Source organism: Sutterella megalosphaeroides (assembly GCF_003609995.1).
Taxonomy (GTDB): Bacteria; Pseudomonadota; Gammaproteobacteria; order Burkholderiales; family Burkholderiaceae_F; genus Sutterella; species Sutterella megalosphaeroides.
Map to the genome: position 1 here is coordinate 1,312,280 of NZ_AP018786.1, position 16,702 is coordinate 1,328,981.

Sequence of the window (16,702 nt, forward strand, 5' to 3'; positions counted from 1 at the left end):
GGTTTCTCAATGCTCGATGCGCGGCACCGTGAGGCTGCCTTCGGGCATGAGAATCACGGAAGGATGGTCGCCCGTATAGGTCTTGGCGATTTCGAGGGCTTCGGGAACCGTGTCGACCGCAGCCGTAAAGAGCATGTCGTGCGCGAGCGTTTTATCAAGGCCCGTGACGAGGATGTAGTGCGCCTTTTCGATGGGACGCGTGATGGCGTAAGCCTTGTTCGCTCCGATGCGGAAATTCTTTTCGAGTTCCGCCTTGATGGCTTCGGGGGTCTTCAGGCGGCGGAAGGTTTCTTCGAGGACCGCCGAGCCCGACCCTTCGACGCATTCCGCGAGGAGAATCACCACGCCCCCGTCGCGCACGGCGCACGAGGCGTTTTCCATCGTCTTTTGCATCTGATAGACGTTGATGTCCTTGGGGTAGCCGCCGCAGGAGGCGATCACGAGGTCGGCCGCCTTCGGAATCACGGCGCCGTAGACGCGGTCGACGAATTTGCACGCTTCGCGGTGCGCGGCGCGGTAGTCGCCCGCAAACATCCCGACGAAGCGGTGACGGGCGTTCAAAACGGCGTTGAAGAGAAAGAGCGAGCGCCCCTTTGCAAAGAGCGCCACCCCTTCCATCTGGTCTTCGTAGCAGGGGTTGCCGTCCGTGACGCCGAGCTTCGCGTGTTCGTCGAGCATGAAGCTGTGGTTGACGCGCACGGTTTCCATTGCGGCGCACCCGGGGAGAATCGCCTTTCGGCCGCCGCCGTAGCCCGAGAAGTAGTGGTGCACGATCGTGCCCGTCAGAATGACGTGGTCGACGTTGCAGAGCTCTTTGTTGATCCAAACGGGCGTGCCGCGGGAGGTGGTGCCGAAGTAGTCGAAGTCTTCCGAGCGGGTCGAGACCGAGTTGTAGGTCTTCAAGCGCCCCGCAACGTCCGCACCCACCTGCGCGACGATTTCGTCGTCGGTCATTTCGCGGTGCGTGCCGAGGGCGAAGACGATCTTCATGTTCGCGTCGGGTACGCCGAGGCGGTTGAGTTCGTTCACAAGCACGGGCATGAAGTCGAAGCTGTTCGCCACGCGCGTCGGGTCGTTGCAGATGAAGGCCACGGTGTCGCCCAGTTTCACGATCTCTTCGAGCGCGGGCGATCCGATCGGGTGACGCACGGCTTCGAGCACCGCTTCGGGAATGTTCTCGATCACGGGAAAGTCGGCCGTGCGCACTTCGGCAAGCACGTCTTCGTCGGGAACGGCAAAGGTCTTGGTGCCTCGTCCGTAAGCAAATTCGCAGATTCGATCGGTCATGGGTTTCTCCTTGTGGTCGGTCCGATGCCCGGAGTGGCGAATGCAGGTCGGCGGATTCGCTTCACCGGGCGCGCCCCTTTGCCCTTCGGGTGGTTGGTCTCGGTCATCGGAGCGTGCCGCAAATATTAAAACGGCCGTCCGACTCCTCCGAGGAACGCCGCCCGCGCTCGGCGGCCCTTTCGGCTCGCCTTTGGCGCGGATCAAAGCGGCTTGAGCGCTTTGCAGTCGTTCCACGTCGTTTACAGTCGTCTCTTTGTGCTCGCGCGTGTTCGTTTTCCTGAGGGTAGCGCGCCCGGGCCGGGATGGATGTTCCGTCTCCGTCCTCTTCTTGCCTCATCGTGTCGGTTCGGGGAAGGGTCCCGACTTCGCTGCGGGGCCGCTTTTTCTTCTCCGCCTCACGAAGAGCGAAGGCAGAATTATTTTTTCGGCCGCTCTTGACAAACCGCCGAATTCCTGTAAAATTCAAAATCTCTTCGGTGCAAGCATCGAAGCAGACGGTGGGTGTAGCTCAGTTGGTAGAGTCCCGGATTGTGATTCCGGTTGTCGTGGGTTCGAGTCCCATCTCCCACCCCAGATTCGAAAGCCCCGAGGTTCCGGCCTCGGGGCTTTTCCATTCGTTCTGTCTTGATTTGGACTAAGTTTGAAAATCGTGAGTCGGCCCTCTGCCCCGTGGCGGAAATCGGCTACGATAAGGTTCCAAGCTGCTCCGTGCAACGCAACCTGCAGGGGGTGTTCCGGAACGTGTTCTGTTTTCGTATGGAGGAGGAAAAGATGACGGAAACGAAATTTGCCCCCATCAACAGCCTCCAAGTGTTGGCGTACATCATCCGACGTTGTGAAGAGATGGGGATTTTCATTAACATCACTAAGCTGCAGAAACTGATGTACTGCTGCTACGGAACGATTTTGGGAAAGTTCGGCGTTCGGCTGATCGATGAGCCCCCCTCTGCATGGCAATACGGCCCCGTCTTCCCAGAAGCGCTTCGATCCATCCAGTTTTTCCAGATCGCAGGGTTTCGTCAAAAACCTACTCCTGACGTAGATGATTTGCCTGAGTCGTTTCGCCGGGTGATTGACGAAACGTTGGCAAACTTCGGCAAGTTCACTGCCAAGCAGCTTTCAGAGTGGACGCACATCAAGGGATCGCCCTGGTACAAGGCATCCGACGGCGGAGCGTCGCTCTACCACACTCTGTCCGACGAAGACATCAAGAACTATTTTAGGGCTAACGTGTTGTTATGACGGCACCGATGAACCACGGAGAGACGATGGTCCATTTCGATACGCTTCCTTTTGACCCTGAGGCGGCGGCTCAAGTGGATCACGAAAAGTTGCTGAAGATCCGGGCGGAGGAGCAAGCGCATCGATTTCGAGGGATCATCTTCTATACAATGCTCGGCTTCTTCGCCATCGTTGCTCTGGTATGGCTTATTGGTTTGACCTGTGCGTGGCCAGACCCGGATGCGGGAATACCCGCTTACGCATTGGTCGGCGTCAAGGTCGCGCTTCTGACGGCGGTTCTTCTGACGGTTGCCATATCGCTCATGCGTTTTGTCATTCGGTGCGCCCGCCAAGATAACAAGGACAAGGAAGACCTTCCTAACCCGGGTAACTCATGGGAAGAGGTGGTGAAAGCCCTCCTCAAGAACCTCAAACTACCCACCGGAAGCTGATCGGGTTATGGTGCCTGAAGGCATGATTCATGCTATGTATCCTCGGGCACAGAGGTAGCGACTGAGGGTATAGGACAGGGCTAATAACTGTAAATATTGGGCGGACGCCCGATCCCGTGATCCGTGCGTCCGCCCGTTTTATTCGTGCGAAGGTATTGCCCCGTTCGCTTCGGAACGATCAACCTTCGTACGAGAAGCCGATGTTCATGTCGAACGTTTCCGGGTCGGGCCCCGTACGCGTCCCCTTGTGGAGGGCGTTGAGGCGCTCGACGTCTTCGTCCGTGAGGGCGAAGTCGAAGACGGCCGCATTTTCACGCAGACGTTCGATCTTCGTCGAGCGCACGACGAGCGCGACGTCCGTCTGGAGGTCCCAACGCAGAACGATCTGTGCGGCGCTGCGGCCGTAGCGTTCGGCCATTTCGAGCACCACGGGGTGCTTGAGGACGGCACCCTGCATGAGGGGCGACCAGGCCTGCGGCACGATCTTTTCTTCGCGGCAGCGAACGAGGAGGTCCGTCTGCACGAGTTCGGGGTGGCGTTCGATTTGGTTGACGACCGGCATCACGCGCGCGAAGCGCTTCAGCTCGTCGAGGTGACGGCCGTGGAAATTCGAAACGCCGATCGCCTTCACGGCGCCCGCAAGCGCGAGGTCTTCGAGCGCCTTCCAGTTGGCTTCGAAGGAGCCCGTGCTCGGCCAGTGGATGAGGAAGAGGTCGAGGTAGTCGAGTCCGAGAAGACGGAGGCTGCGTTCGTAGGCGGCGATCGTGCCTTCGTAGGAGAGGCTGTGGTTCCACACCTTCGACGTCACGAAAAGGTCTTCGCGCTTCAGACCGTTTTCGGCGAGCGCGTCGCGGATCCCTTCGCCCGTGCCGGTCTCATTCTGATAGACGGCGGCGGTGTCGATCAGGCGGTAGCCCGCGGCGACGGCGGCGCGAACGGTGGCGGGCGCTTCCTCGTTCGAAACTTGGAAGACGCCGAGGCCGAAGGCGGGCATCGACGTCCCGTTCGAGAGCGCGATGCGGTCGGAAAGCGAAGCGATGTTTTGGAACATGGTTGTATTTCCTCACACGGCAAATGATAGAGATTCGCAATTTTAGCGAAAAACCGGGCGATCGATCTCGACCAAGGTCGGCACTTGAATGGCGTTTCCCCTGTGCCCGTAAGTAAACTCGGAAAATCCGACCGAAAATCAAGCCCTGAAAAACGCGGGGTTGTAGGAGGCTCGGAAGCGTCGCAGAATCGTACTGTCGGCAAGAGCGGGCGGTGCGACAGACCGTTCGGCAAACGTCCGCCCTTCGGCGATTTTCCCGGAAATCCGACCCGGAAGGAGGAAATGACCATGGACCAAAAGAGAAGGAATTTCTTGCAAGGTTCGCTGCTTGCCTCGGGAGCCGTGCTCGCGGGTGCGGTGGAGGCGGCGCCCGAACCCCCGAAACCCCCCAAGGAACCCAAGCCCCCGAAAGATCCGAAAGGCCCGAAACCCCCGAAGGCCGAAACCTACGACGTCGTCGTGGTCGGTGCGGGCTTTGCGGGCATGTGCGCGGCGCTCGAAGCCGCGGAACAGGGTGCGAAGACCGTGCTCCTTGAAAAGATGGGGCGTCCGGACGGCACGACTGTCTATTCGTCGGGCTGGATTGCCGCAGTGGGCAGTCGCTTCCAGAAGAACCACCCCGAAGACTCGAAGGAAGCGTTCTTCCAGGACATGATGAAGCTCTCGGGCTACCGGAGCGACCCGGAACTCGTGCGCGTTTATGCGGACGAAGCCGGTGACGGCATCGACTGGCTCGCGGACCACGGGACGCCGTTCTTCCTCTGGGAAAACCTCCCCGCGCCCGAGCTCTCGCGCTGCGTCATCAGCCCGGGCGAAGGCATCACGGGGGGCTCCAAGCTCCTTCGCTGCCTCATGGCGGCCCTGGAAAAGGCGGGCGTGCCGATCGTCTACAACACGAAGGCCGTTCATCTTCTGAAGAGCCCGAACTGGGACGTCGAAGGCGTGCATTGCTTGACGCCCGAAGGGCCGAAGGACTACCGCGCCCGGGGCGGCGTCATTCTGACGACGGGCGGGTTCGGTGCGAACGAAGCCATGGTCGGTCAGTACATCGGTCCCTGGGCCGCGAAGCTCATCGTGCGCGGCTCGCCCTGGATCACGGGCGAAAACATCCTCATGGCGCAGGAAGTGCAGGCGCGCCTCGTCAACATGGATCAGTTCTACGCGGGCCCGATCACGCCGACGGGTCACGCGAATCCGTCGCCCCTGATGCATGCGGGTTACGGCATTCAGGTCGGCACGAACGGGAAGCGCTTCGTGCCCGAAACCTGGTTGCAGGTTCCGAAAGCGAAGGCGATCGCGCAGCGTACGCCCGACAACCGCAGCTTCATGTTGATCGGCGAAGACGCCAACGCGAACGACAACATCCTTTCTGCGACGATCGAACGCTTCGCGCGCTTGGGCTACCACGTCTTCAAGGGCGAAACGATTGAAGAAGTCGCCAAGGCGGCGGGTGTGCCTGCGGACGCGCTTGTCGAGACGGTGCGCGTCTTCAACGAAGCCGTGAAGGCGGGCAAGGCCAAAGAGCTCGATCCGCCGTACGAATACGAAACGCCGCACGCGCTCGAAACGGGACCCTACTACATGATCCCCGCCGCGGGCGGCATGGCGAGCACGATGGGCGGCCCCAAGATCAACAAGTTCGCTCAGGTCGAAAACTTCGAACGTCGGCCGATTCCGGGCCTCTACGCGGCGGGTGCCGCCGCGGGCGGTCTCTGGTACCAGGACGATATTGGCGGCAACCAATTGGGCGGCGGCATGGTCTTCGGACGCGTGGCGGCGCGACATGCCGCACGGCGCGCGAAGGCGGAGGCGGCTCGCAGACCGCCCGAACCTCCGAAACCTCCGAAGCCTCCGAAAGAGCCGAAAGAACCCAATGGTCCGAAGCACGGTGCGTAAGAGGAGGAACCGTTATGAAAAAGTCGCTCGTTCTTGCGATGGTGCTCGCGGGCTTTGCCGCGACCTCGTTTGCTGCGGAACCCGCGTTTCTCGCCGACCGTCACGTCGCGCGCGGCGCTTCCTGTGAAAGCTGCCACGGTGTGAAAGCTCCGGCTCCGGGCGCGAAGGTTTCGTCGACCGCGTGTATGAACTGTCACGGGTCGCTCGACAAGGTTGCCGAACGCACGAAGGCGAAGGTGCCCAATCCCCACTACAACCACCTGATCGGGACGGATTGTCAGGAATGCCACAAGGGGCACGCGCAGAGCGTGAATCTCTGCGGTTCCTGCCACAATCTCGACTGGAAGGTGCCTTGATCGTAGGGCCAAGTACCGGATCTGCGGCTCCGACGCGTGAACGGGCGCGTCGGGCCGCAGAGACTCGGCGGGCGAAGAACGGTTTCGGTTCTTCGCCCGCATTTTGTTGCGGCTCAGTGCGCGCCTTCGATTTCGTCGAGGCGTCGCCGCTCGGTGCCGACGAGACGCAATTCGAAAATCGCCCCGACCGAGACGTTCTCCGTTTTCTCCAGAGCGTCAATGCGCTCCGCCGCTTCCTTCGAGAGGCTCGCAAGCTCCTCGGGAGCGCGAAGCGACAATTCCCACCCGCAGCGGTGCGCGAGTCGGGCCGCAATGGACAAGCCCAATCCAATGCCTTCCGTGCCTTCGCCCGTGGCCCAGGTGCCCGCGCTCGCGCGCCGGTACGCTTCGAAGATATGCGGAACTTCGCTCTTTGCAATCCCCGGTCCCGTATCGACGACAAGGCACCCCGAGGGGGTCGCAACGAGCATCACGAGGCCCGACTCGGTGTAGGCGACGGCGTTTCGCAGTAGATTGCCGAGCACCGTCTGAAGATAGAGCGCGGGGTAGCGGGGTTCGGTTTCTGGATCCGCTCCGTGTCGGTCGAATCCGACTTCGGCGAACACGAGGCCCTTCGCCTCGGCACGCGACGCCCAATGCCCGCGGAGCGAACCGACCACGTGTCCGAGCGTCGCACCGCGGTTGTCGGGGCGGTGCTCGACGGGGACTTCGATCCCGTTTTCGGGAGCAGCCGCTTTTGCTCCGTGCTCGTTTCGGGCGAGCTCCAGAAAGAGGGTGACGAGGCTTCGCATCGACTCGGACGCCTCGAGAATGCGCGCGACGAGCTCGCGCTCTTTTTCCGTTTGAACGGAGAGTTCCAAGAGTTCCGCCGACGTGCGGATGATCGTCAGCGGCGTACGCAGTTCGTGGCTTACGTCGCCCGTAAAGGCCTTTTCACGCTCAAGTGCTTCGTGCAGGTCACGAACGGCCCGATCGCAGAGCTTTGCGAGTTCGCCAACTTCATCGTCGGGAATCGCAACGGGAAGGGGCACATACCGATCGGCTTGGGACTGCACCCGAACGGCGGCCGAGAGTTCTTCAACGGGCCTCAAAACGGCCCGCGCCATCGAGCCCCCGACCGCGGCGGCCACGATCACGACGCCGATCACGCTCAGGATGATGAAGATTTCGATCCGCTGTTCTTCATCTTCGAAGGCCTGCTGATCGAGTTCGAGCGCATAGACGTTTCCGCTGCGGGTTTCTTTCATGAGAAAGACGGCGGGCGACTCTTCGAATTCGGAGAATCCTTCGGGCGCGTTGATCGTGTAGGCGGGGAGGGGCTCGAGAAAAGTCTCCCCGGGCCCGGCTTCGAGGTTCCCGTAGAGGCGGTACCCGTTCGGCAGCCTCGGGACGAAGCCCGCTTGAAGGGCCGCTTCCGATCGGGAGATCTCTTCGTGCATGACGCGCGTCATGAGGCCCCGCTCGGTGTACTCGAGCGTGGTGATGACGGCGGATGCATAGCAGACCGCCACGACGGCGATGAAAAAGATGAAGGAAAGGAGTACGCGCTGCCCGAGACTGCGACGACTCCAGAAGTTTCGGCGAAGGTACGAAAACATAGGATTCACCGGGCGGCAATCGACCACCCGAGCCCGGGGTGCGTGCGAATGAGCGCCCGATCGAAGGGTTTGTCGACCGCTTGTCGTACGAGGTAGAGGTTCGAACGCAGGGAATCGGAGTCGGGCGGGCTCGATTGCCAGAGGATCTCTTCGAGTTCCCCGCGCTCCACGACGCTGGGCGAGCGGAGCATCAGGGTTTTGAGAATTTTGAGGCCCGTCGGGTTGAGTTTGATCTCCACGCCGCCTCGCGTCACGCGTTGCGCGGCGACATCAAAGATGAGATCCCCGACCGTCAGGCGTGCGGCGTCCCCGCCGAAGCTGCGTCGCAGGTGCGCTTCGACGCGCGCGGCGAGCTCGCGAAGCGAAAAGGGTTTGACGACGTAGTCGTCGGCTCCGCCTGAAAGGCCCTCGACGCGGTCGTCGATTGAATCGCGCGCCGTCAGCATGACGATCGGCGCACGTACGCCCTGAAGGCGCAGGTGACGACACAGCGTAAATCCGTCCATGCCCGGGAGTCCCACGTCGAGGACGATCAGGTCGTAGGGCGATTCGGGTCCGATGCGCTCCGCGGCGGCCGTGCCGGAGGTGGCGGTTTCGACCGTCCAGCCTTTCATCTCAAAGAAGTCGCGAACGTTCGCGAGGATGTCGGGATTGTCGTCGACGACGAGGATTTTGACGGACACGGCGGAGGACTCGAAAAGGAAGAGGGGGGATTCGGCGGTCGGGCGGCATCGGTTCGGACCGCCCAGAAGTCCATTGTGGCGCGCCCGACGCACGAGCGACGCCGTCCCCGGGCGCTTTTCCCGAACGGGCGAACGAAACCCGCGTGCTTTTGCGTGAGCTCAAGCGTTTTGACGCGTTCTTCACGTTTTATTGACGGGTTTTTGATGCCCGCTCGGAATACTGGCACGGTCCGAAGCGTGTCGCTTCGGACCGGACGCCTTCTGCGGGCGTTTGTCGACCGCTTGACCTTTGATCGTTTTTGCCCCGTCCGCCTCAACTGCCCCGGTGATGCCCATGTCCGAAGTCTTTATCCGTACCGGCTCCGAATCTCCGACTGTTCGTCCCTGGTCGCCGCTCCTTTGGTTCTGGGGACCGGCGCTCGCGCTTCTTTTGCTTGCTCTTTTCCCGCCGCACGTCCTCGACCGGGCGATTTCGCTCCCGTTTTTCGACGGGGCGGGCTGGCCTTGGCGTACGGACGCTCTCTTCAACTGGGTGTTCTATCGACTGACGAAGGTCGTGCCCGGCTTCGTCGCGCTCGTGTCCCTCGGGATTCTCGGGGCGTCCGTCTGGCGTCGGTGGCGCACGGGAACCTATCCGTTCGAGCGGGAAGTGCTTCGTCGGCATCTCTACATCCTGCTCGCCATGGGCCTTTCCGTCGGGCTCGTCTGGTGGCTCAAGACGACGACGGGCGTAGCCTGCCCGTGGAGTCTCGAGGAGTTCGGAGGTGCGGCCCAAGTGACGAACCCCGTTTTTGGCTTTGCGACGCTTCCCGGTCGCTGCTGGCCGGGCGGGCACGCGGGCACGGGCTTTTGCCTTTTCGCGCTCTACTTCGCGTTACGAGACCGCTCCGCCCCGACGGCCCGGCAAGGTTTGCTGCTTGCGCTTCTTTTGGGGTACGTCTGCGGCGTGAGTCGCATCATGCAGGGCGCGCACTTTTTCTCGCACAACATTGCGACGATGCTCGTCGACTGGCTCGTCTGCGCGACGCTTTACATCGTGATCTTCGATCGGAAGGGGGCGGTGAAGCGTATCGTTTCGGCGCTCGCTCAACCGCTTCCCGTCGCGTCGGGCATTGTTTTTACGGCCCTCTGGTGGACGCTCGTCTTCGACTACCCGCTTTTCCGTGCGATCCTCGCAAAAGACCCCTCGGGGCGGCTTTTCTTTACCTTGGCCGTTGCGGCCGCGTTCTTTGCGGTGGCGTTGGGGCTTCTCGTCCTTTTTTCGCTGCTGCCGAAGGTGCTCTTTCGCGCGACGCTGGCGGTGTTGGCGCTTGCGGGCGGCACGGTCTTTGCGGGGTCGGAACTTTACGGCACGGTCTTTACGCCCGACATGGTGCGTAATTTCCTTGCCACCGACGTGCGCGAAGCCACCGCGTACCTCTCGATCGGTACGATCGGCACCTTCCTCGTCGCGGCGCTCCCGGCGCTGTGGGCGGCGCTGCGGATCGAGTCGCCCGGGGCGAGGGACTTCCAAGATCTGCGCCGTTTCCGTGCGTCTTCCGGGTCGGTCTTCGCTCGGCTGCGGGACGGGGCGGCTGCATGTGCCCGCCGCCGCGCGGGTGTTTGGCTTCGCAACGGGGCCTATGCCGTGCTGTGTACGGCAGTCGGGGTGGGGCTTTTGCTCGTCAACTTCCAGTCCTTTGCCGGGCTCATGCGCGAAGACAAGACGCTTCGCTACGGGATTGCTCCCGTCGGGATCGTGTACTCCTTCGTGCGAACGATCGCGACCGACGACAGTCCCGACGGCGTGCGCATCCGCCGTGCGGTCGACCCCGCTCCGAAGGCGACGGTTGCCTCGGGTCCTGCGCTCTTTGTCGTCGTGGTGGGCGAAACGACGCGCTCCGCCGACTGGGGTCTCGCGGGCTACGAACGCGACACGACGCCGCGCCTTCGAGCGATCCCCGACCTCATCAGCTATCCGAAAGTGCGTGCTTGCGGTACGTCGACCGACGTGTCGTTGCCGTGCATGATGAGCCGGATCGGCCGATCCGATTACGATCGCGAGCGGATTCTCTCCGAAGAGGCCTTGCCTTCGCTCTTGCAACGTTCGGGTTTCAACGTCTTCTGGGTCGACAATCAGTCGGGGTGCAAAGGCGTGTGCGCGGAGGTACCTTCGCGCGCGGCCGAGCCCGATACGGAAAACTGCCCCGAGGGACTTTGTTCGGACGCAGTGCTCGTTAAGGAAGTGAAGCAGCTTCTCGCGTCGCTCGATTCGAGTCGCCCGACGGTGGTGTTTCTTCACATGTACGGCCAGCACGGGCCCGCTTACTACAAGGGCTCCCGCAAGGAAACGAAAGCCTTCTCGCCCGAATGCGAGGCGGCGGACCTTGCAAGTTGTTCCCCCGAGTCCGTCCGCAATGCATACGACAATGCCGTTCGCGAAACGGATACGGTTCTTGCCGACATTATCGAAACGCTGCGCCGTGCCGACGCGCAGGGGGTGCCGACGGGGATGCTCTGGGTGTCGGACCATGGCGAGAGCCTCGGTGAGAAGGGCTTGTTCCTTCACGGAGCGCCGTACTTCATGGCGCCCGACGAACAAAAAGAGGTCCCGATGGTGATGTGGATTTCGGATACGTTTGCGTCGACCTTCTCCGTCAACCGTACGGCGCTCGTGCGCTCAAGCCGCGGCAAGGCGTCGCACGAAAACCTCTATTCGACGGTCCTCGGGTTGTTGCGCGTTGAGAGCACGACCTATCGGCCGGAGTACGATCTCGGACAGCCCCGGTGAGATTGCGGACGAGCGAGTCCGGGGCGTTCATCCGTCTCTAGCGCTTCGAGAAGTCTTTTTTCTCGGGCGCTCCAAACGTGTTGAAGAAGGACCGGACAGACCCGAGTGCAGCACATCGCCCGTGTGGTGAGTGTCGGGGAGCAAGGCTTTCGGCCGGAGGACTTGATGCCATCAATGGGAATACATGGTCAGCCCCCTGATTGCAACGAGGGAAGCAATTCACATTGGCCTCCGAAGGCGGGCAACGCCCGCCATCGGGGACCAAATACAGGTCAATGGTATTCGATTCGGATTGTCATCGTTTTGAGAATCGTGCCCGTTCCCACGACGGCCTCGGGCGAGGTTTTCGCCAGCGAGGCCGAGACCTTGAAGTCGATTTCGGTCGCATCCGAAACGAAGGCGGTGTCGGGGAAGTCGACGAGCCCTCCGTTCGCGGCAAAGTCGACGGGCTTTCCTTCGAATTCGATCGGGATCATGAGGCCCGGAATCCCGGAGTCGAGCGCCGAGTTGCTCGCGGCGGAAACGCCCGAGTCGGCTTCGAAGCGCAGTTGCAGTCGACCGAGCGCCTCTTCCGAAGAACAAGTGAGCCGCAGCCCTATCGCGACGGGCGGCGTCGACGCATGCGCGTCGAAGTACGACTTCGAGTAGCTCCCGAAGTCGATCGACTGGAACGCGGCGTCGGACGCAAAGGCGCAACCGCCCGCAAGAATGAGGCCGCTCACGGTCACTTCCTGCGTGCCCGCGGAGTAGTTTGCCGTGACGACGTCTTCGGCCCGCGGTTGGGCGACGGGCAGCAGGGCGGCAGCCGAGAGGAGGGCGATCCAGGTCTTCGCGTGCATCAGTCCACCCAAGCTTCGATTTCGACGACGGTACTGAAGGCGCCGGCTTCGAGCGGTCCGAGCGCGCACAGCCCCCAATGGAGGGTGCCGTCGTTCGTTCCCGAAACGTCGAGCGTACCGACGGAAATTTTCGTGTTCCACGGGCGGCTTGTCCCGTAACAGGTCCGGATTTCGGAGTTGGTCAGACCGTAGATGAGCCCCACGGAGTTGTTGCCGGAGAATTTCGCCACGTTCGGGGCTTCGCTCAAGACGCCGTCGTAGGGGCGAAGGCTGAGGGCGGTCGAGCCGCCCGCGAGTCCGGGCCCGCAGGTGATCGAAAAGTCGGTTTGCGTGCGGTCGATGACCGACCCCGCCGTGACGGGAGCCGACGCGGCGATCGTGCGGAAGACGGCCGAATTGGAGCTCAACACGAACGTGCACGGGGTGACGAACGAAAAGGTTTCGGCGCCCAGGAGGTTGAGGCCCCCCGCGCTCGAGCCCGCGCCGTTGCTCGAAGTCCGCAGCACCGTAAGCCTCAGGGCCGGCGAGGTGAACGTATCGAGCGCGCGTAACGCGGCGACGTCGCACCCCGACGTCGGGCAGGCGAGCTCGATGCGTACGTTCGAGGCGGAAAGGGTGGCGGAGAGGGGCTTTCCCGCATCGGTCGGAATCGTCACCGAAAGGAGGGCGGGGCTCCCGCCGACCGCATCGTCCGTGAGGGCGGTCGCGGAGTTTTCGAACGTGCGTGTTCCGGTAACGGCGCGCCCGTCCGAGAGCTCGATCCGCAGCGCGAAAGTGCCCGAGAGCCGGTAACGGGTCCCGGCCGCACCCGTTTCGACGGGGAGCGTCACCGGGAGGTCCGACCCGAGACCGAGGCCGAGCCCCATTGTAAGGGGGATCGTTTCCGAATCGAGGGGAAGGGTTTCCGTGACGTTCGAAAGCGTCGTCTCCCAGAGGACGAGGCTCGTCGGATCGCGCTGCGAGAGGTCGATCTGCGCGGCCGAGGCGTTCCCGGAGAAGAGGGGGGTGGCAAGCGCCGCGAGCAAAGTGAAGGCCGTAAGCAGAGTGAGGGCCGAAAGCTTGCGCACGTTGCGGGAGAAGCTCCCGAGCGGCGGATTTTCGCTTCCCGCGCGCCGACGCGCGGAAAGGTCTCGGAGAAAACGACGTGGATCTCGACTCATGATCAGGGCTTCGGCAGGGTGGTCGTAATCGAAGCGGCGGTATTTGCTTCGGGTTGCGGAGTCGGACGGCAGGCGAGTTCGACCTTGTAAATCATTGCATCGTCCTTTTTCGCCGTGAGGGCGTAGGGGGCGCGGCAGGCGAGTTTCGTCGAAGTTTCGTCGCGCCAGCTCACTTCGAATTCTCCCTTTTCGGGCACGGCCGCGAAATACGCCGTACCCGTTTCGTCGAGCATGCTCTCCGCCCCGATGTCGGGTCGACTTACGAGCCGCACGAAACTTCCGAAGGGCGGGGGACCGTCCTCGGTCACGAAATTGACGAGGAGCTGTTCGCCTCGGAAGGCGTCGAACGTGACTTTGAGGACCGCATCGTCCGCGGGAACGACGCGCTTCGTGTAGAGCGGCAGGTAGACGTTCGGGGGCAGGTCGTTCACGGCGAGCGGAAGTTCGTTCGATTCGTAGTTGCGCAAGCCCGTCGAAAAGACGCCGCCCGCAACCGAGGTGCTGCGGGCGCGGTTTTGGAGTTGCGCCTCGGGCACGTCGACGATTTCGGCGAAAACGGTCGGGCCGTCCGCCTCTTTGGTGAGAAAGACCCCGTCCTTGAGCGCCACGACCGCGCCGTTGACGCTCGCGGTGACGCTCTTTTCGAGCGGTCCGGCGTTGGCCGAGAACCGCAGATCGGCGCGGTTCGCGCGGTACTGCACGGAGCCGTTCGCCTGGGCGTCCCGCTCCGCGCCCGAGTGGGTTGCTTGAAGGGAGTAGGTGAGCTTGTTGTCCTCGAGGGCGCTCCCCGAAAAGGAGAGACGTTTGTCGAAGTGTCCGTCGGACGTGCGGGTGAGGCCCGTCCCCACGGTCTGCGAGCCGATCGAATCGCCCGTGATGACTGCAAGGGGAATCGTCGCGTTGACGCTCGCCGTGAGGTCCTCCGTCGTTTCGCCCGACGCGTAGTGGCGCTCGGACTTCTGCACCGCCACCGTGAGGTTCGTGCGATTGACGGAGGTCGTATAGGAGGCGGCGAGCGACGTGTCGGGGCGGTTGTCCCCTTCGCGCTTACGGCGGTTGTAGGAAAGATTCAGGTTGCCGAAGCGCCCCATCGACTGCGACACCGAGGCCTGCCACTCTTCGAGCACGGCCCCGTACGGCACGCGCCCCCAAGCGTCGCGAAGGCCGTAGGCTTCGTCGATCGAGGTGAGCGCCCCGGAAATCGCCCGCTCGTAGCGCAGCGTCAGGTGCGAGCCCGTCTGTTCGACGTAGCGCGTAAAGGAGAGCGCCAGGCCCGAGCCGAGGCCCTCCGAAGGTCCCTCCGTGCGGTCGTCGATTCGAACGTACTCGATGTTGAGGGCCCCCGTTCCCGGAACCATCACGCCGAGACCCGCACGGACGTTGTCGTAGGCGTCCGTCAGAACCGCGCCCCCGTAAAGGGTCGTGTTGAAGGGAGCACCGTACCCGCCGTCAAAGGCCGCCACCAAGGGCGTTTTGTCTTCGAGAGCGTCTCCCGCCTGACCGTAAATGCCGACCGCCGCCGACCAGCGGCTTTTCCCGCGGCGCAGCTGCCGGGCGTTCGTCGTGAAGGGAACGACGTAGGAGGATTCCGTACCGTCCGCTTCCGTGACCGTCACGAAAAGGTCACCCGAATTCCCGATGTTGGGGAGGTTCTCGAGCGTGAAGGGGCCCGGCGAGACGTAGCGCTCGTAGACGATGCGACCGAGCTGTCGCACGGTAACGCGCGCTTCGCTCGCAGCCGTCCCCGTAATGACCGGGACGAAGTCGAGCGAATTGTCGTCGAGCATGTCGGGTTCGACGTGAATTTCCGCCCCGCGCATGTTCGTGGCCGTCGTGAAGTAGGAGGCGGTCGTGAATTCGCCGAACTTCACGCGTGTTTTCGATTCGGGAAAGACGCGCGTGGCGTAAAGTTCCCGGCGCTCGAATTCCGTTTCGCTCGGCTCGCCCGAGCGGTTGTCGGCGGAGAAGTTTCCGCCCCCCAACACGCGCCAGGCGCCCGCGTTGAGGCGGGCGTTCACGTTGAGGTTGAGGTGAGCGGCCGTGCGCTCGTCGGTGCGTGCGGCACCGGCCTGCAGGTCGTAGTTCGCGACGATCGCGTTTTCGCCCCAGTCCCAGACGCGGTCGGGCGCGATGTTGCCGCGGCGTTTCGAAAACCACGAAGGAGGAATGACGATTCGCAACTCTTCCTTGAGCGGGGAGAGCCGTACGGTCGAGCCCGGGAGCAACGCATTGAGGCCGTCCGTGCGCAGCGTTGACTTCGGGTCGAGCTCGGCGATCGCACTCGGAATGTCCGGGTTCGACATGTCGAACGGAAGCGCCGAGAGCACCTCCGCGGGGATTTCCGCAACGTACCGACCGTTCTCCTCCAAGACCGTAATACGGCGGCGTTCCGTGAAGCGTTCGTTGACATAAATTTCGTACGTGCGCGGCCCCGTCGCGGAATTGCGATCAATCTCGGCCATGCCCGCGAGCGTGGCGTCCGGGCCGAAGAGGCTCTTGAGGGTCGCTTCGTCGAAGGCTCCCTTGAAGGCTTCGAGCTCTTCGGCGGAAAGGGGCGCGTCGCCCCCCTCGACGGGGGCGGCGGGCAGGGCCTGCGCGGCGCCGAAGAGAAGGAAAAACAGCGCGGACGCAGCGAGCCTCCGAAAGGCCGCCGCGGACGGCGAGAGAGGGGAGAAGATGCGAAGTTTCGTCACGGTGCCTTCGCTCCCAATTCGATCGGTTCGGAGGGCGTCCCCCGATCCGTGAGAATGCTGAGCGTAAGGCGCTCGGGCGGGGCGGTGAGGCGTGCGGGCAGCACCGCGCGCCCGCCCGCCGGGGCGAGCACGGGGCGGCGGGTGTCGTCCGCGACGAGGGATCGGCCGTCCGCACGCAGGTCGGCGACCGTCAACCAATAGGGCGTGGGATTGAGGAGTTCGATCGCGTCGCCTGTCGCGCGCCAGCGAAGCTTTTCGGCGGCGCGCTCGAGCGCCTCGGGCGCTTCGAGGGCGGCGGGGCGGTAGAAGACCTTGAGAAACGTCGTGAAAACGGTCTTCACCCGACCGGTTTCGCCGCTTCGTTCGGGATCCTTTTCCGGGACGAGACGCAGCTGCAGCACGTAGGCCGACTCCCGGTCGCGGGGGAGGTCTTTTGCGACGCGAACGATCCGCACGGGCGTCGAGCGGTTCGCATTGAGGACGGTGAGGCCCGGGGCCGCGACGAAGTCGGGCGTCCGTTCGCCCGCGCGGACGGGGTCGGGCTCGAGCGTGAAGAGGGCGGCGGAGAGAAGACGTGCTTTTTCAGAGCGGTTTTCGACGACGACGTGCGCCGTGCCGCGCGTCTCGTGAAAGACGATGCGGCTTGCGCTCACCGAAAATCCGTCGCGCGCGAAGGCCTCCGAGACCGGGGAACGC

13 protein-coding genes and 1 tRNA gene are annotated in these 16,702 nt (G+C 63.0%); 6 read left to right on the forward strand and 8 right to left on the reverse strand.

Annotated elements, in window-relative coordinates; genetic code table 11:
• Nucleotides 1-6 precede the first annotated feature (6 nt).
• Nucleotides 7-1,287 (reverse strand): nickel-dependent lactate racemase family protein, encoded by a 1,281-nt coding sequence (locus tag S6FBBBH3_RS05570; RefSeq protein WP_120176806.1) that lies wholly within the window; start codon nt 1,285-1,287, stop codon nt 7-9.
• A gap of 497 nt (nt 1,288-1,784) precedes the next feature.
• Here S6FBBBH3_RS05570 and S6FBBBH3_RS05575 point away from each other — a divergent pair.
• From S6FBBBH3_RS05575 to S6FBBBH3_RS05585, 3 genes are all read left to right on the forward strand, one after another.
• A tRNA-His gene (locus S6FBBBH3_RS05575) sits at nt 1,785-1,860 on the forward strand.
• Nucleotides 1,861-2,058: 198 nt separating this feature from the next.
• The gene (locus tag S6FBBBH3_RS05580) at nt 2,059-2,529 is read left to right on the forward strand and encodes a Panacea domain-containing protein (protein ID WP_120177837.1); all 471 of its coding nucleotides are present in this window, start codon (nt 2,059-2,061) and stop codon (nt 2,527-2,529) included.
• On the forward strand, nt 2,526-2,960 hold the full coding sequence (locus S6FBBBH3_RS05585; protein ID WP_123957646.1) for a hypothetical protein: 435 nt from the start codon (nt 2,526-2,528) through the stop codon (nt 2,958-2,960). The genes S6FBBBH3_RS05580 and S6FBBBH3_RS05585 overlap by 4 nt, the downstream gene beginning before the upstream one ends.
• A 178-nt stretch (nt 2,961-3,138) precedes the next feature.
• Here the strand turns inward: S6FBBBH3_RS05585 and S6FBBBH3_RS05590 are convergent, their stop codons facing one another.
• Nucleotides 3,139-4,011, reverse strand: a complete 873-nt coding sequence (locus S6FBBBH3_RS05590) for an aldo/keto reductase (protein ID WP_120176808.1) — start codon at nt 4,009-4,011, stop codon at nt 3,139-3,141.
• Nucleotides 4,012-4,299: 288 nt separating this feature from the next.
• On the opposite strand from S6FBBBH3_RS05590, the gene S6FBBBH3_RS05595 reads away from it, so the two are divergent.
• Entirely contained in the window at nt 4,300-5,907 is a 1,608-nt protein-coding gene (locus S6FBBBH3_RS05595) for an FAD-dependent oxidoreductase (RefSeq protein ID WP_120176809.1), read from the forward strand.
• Nucleotides 5,908-5,921: 14 nt separating this feature from the next.
• Nucleotides 5,922-6,263, forward strand: coding sequence for a cytochrome c3 family protein (locus S6FBBBH3_RS05600; protein ID WP_120176810.1), 342 nt, complete (start codon nt 5,922-5,924; stop codon nt 6,261-6,263).
• A gap of 113 nt (nt 6,264-6,376) precedes the next feature.
• On the opposite strand, the gene S6FBBBH3_RS05605 is transcribed toward S6FBBBH3_RS05600, so the two are convergent.
• Nucleotides 6,377-7,861: a sensor histidine kinase gene (locus tag S6FBBBH3_RS05605; RefSeq protein WP_120176811.1), complete on the reverse strand. Its 1,485-nt coding sequence runs from the start codon at nt 7,859-7,861 to the stop codon at nt 6,377-6,379.
• A gap of 5 nt (nt 7,862-7,866) precedes the next feature.
• The gene (locus S6FBBBH3_RS05610; RefSeq protein WP_120176812.1) at nt 7,867-8,544 is read right to left on the reverse strand and encodes a response regulator transcription factor; all 678 of its coding nucleotides are present in this window, start codon (nt 8,542-8,544) and stop codon (nt 7,867-7,869) included.
• A gap of 334 nt (nt 8,545-8,878) precedes the next feature.
• On the opposite strand from S6FBBBH3_RS05610, the gene S6FBBBH3_RS05615 reads away from it, so the two are divergent.
• Nucleotides 8,879-11,314, forward strand: coding sequence for a sulfatase-like hydrolase/transferase (locus tag S6FBBBH3_RS05615; RefSeq protein ID WP_120176813.1), 2,436 nt, complete (start codon nt 8,879-8,881; stop codon nt 11,312-11,314).
• A gap of 272 nt (nt 11,315-11,586) precedes the next feature.
• Here the strand turns inward: S6FBBBH3_RS05615 and S6FBBBH3_RS05620 are convergent, their stop codons facing one another.
• The 4 genes from S6FBBBH3_RS05620 to S6FBBBH3_RS05635 are packed head-to-tail and all read right to left on the reverse strand — an operon-like array spanning nt 11,587 to nt 16,659.
• Nucleotides 11,587-12,153 (reverse strand): fimbrial protein, encoded by a 567-nt coding sequence (locus S6FBBBH3_RS05620; RefSeq protein WP_120176814.1) that lies wholly within the window; start codon nt 12,151-12,153, stop codon nt 11,587-11,589.
• Nucleotides 12,153-13,313: a hypothetical protein gene (locus S6FBBBH3_RS05625; RefSeq protein WP_120176815.1), complete on the reverse strand. Its 1,161-nt coding sequence runs from the start codon at nt 13,311-13,313 to the stop codon at nt 12,153-12,155. The genes S6FBBBH3_RS05620 and S6FBBBH3_RS05625 overlap by 1 nt, the downstream gene beginning before the upstream one ends.
• Nucleotides 13,314-13,315: 2 nt before the next feature.
• Nucleotides 13,316-16,006 (reverse strand): fimbria/pilus outer membrane usher protein, encoded by a 2,691-nt coding sequence (locus S6FBBBH3_RS05630; RefSeq protein WP_120176816.1) that lies wholly within the window; start codon nt 16,004-16,006, stop codon nt 13,316-13,318.
• Nucleotides 16,003-16,659 (reverse strand): fimbrial biogenesis chaperone, encoded by a 657-nt coding sequence (locus S6FBBBH3_RS05635; RefSeq protein WP_170143836.1) that lies wholly within the window; start codon nt 16,657-16,659, stop codon nt 16,003-16,005. Before S6FBBBH3_RS05635 ends, S6FBBBH3_RS05630 begins: the two co-directional genes overlap by 4 nt.
• Between the last annotated feature and the right edge of the window lie 43 nt (nt 16,660-16,702).

Bases quoted from the DNA above. Each gene is read 5' to 3' on its own strand.
- S6FBBBH3_RS05620 (WP_120176814.1), bottom strand. From the start codon at position 12,153: ATGCACGCGAAGACCTGGATCGCCCTCCTCTCGGCTGCCGCCCTGCTG.
- S6FBBBH3_RS05615 (WP_120176813.1), top strand. From the start codon at position 8,879: ATGTCCGAAGTCTTTATCCGTACCGGCTCCGAATCTCCGACTGTTCGT.
- S6FBBBH3_RS05590 (WP_120176808.1), bottom strand. From the start codon at position 4,011: ATGTTCCAAAACATCGCTTCGCTTTCCGACCGCATCGCGCTCTCGAAC.
- S6FBBBH3_RS05585 (WP_123957646.1), top strand. From the start codon at position 2,526: ATGACGGCACCGATGAACCACGGAGAGACGATGGTCCATTTCGATACG.
- S6FBBBH3_RS05625 (WP_120176815.1), bottom strand. From the start codon at position 13,313: ATGAGTCGAGATCCACGTCGTTTTCTCCGAGACCTTTCCGCGCGTCGG.
- S6FBBBH3_RS05570 (WP_120176806.1), bottom strand. From the start codon at position 1,287: ATGACCGATCGAATCTGCGAATTTGCTTACGGACGAGGCACCAAGACC.
- S6FBBBH3_RS05600 (WP_120176810.1), top strand. From the start codon at position 5,922: ATGAAAAAGTCGCTCGTTCTTGCGATGGTGCTCGCGGGCTTTGCCGCG.
- S6FBBBH3_RS05595 (WP_120176809.1), top strand. From the start codon at position 4,300: ATGGACCAAAAGAGAAGGAATTTCTTGCAAGGTTCGCTGCTTGCCTCG.
- S6FBBBH3_RS05580 (WP_120177837.1), top strand. From the start codon at position 2,059: ATGACGGAAACGAAATTTGCCCCCATCAACAGCCTCCAAGTGTTGGCG.
- S6FBBBH3_RS05605 (WP_120176811.1), bottom strand. From the start codon at position 7,861: ATGTTTTCGTACCTTCGCCGAAACTTCTGGAGTCGTCGCAGTCTCGGG.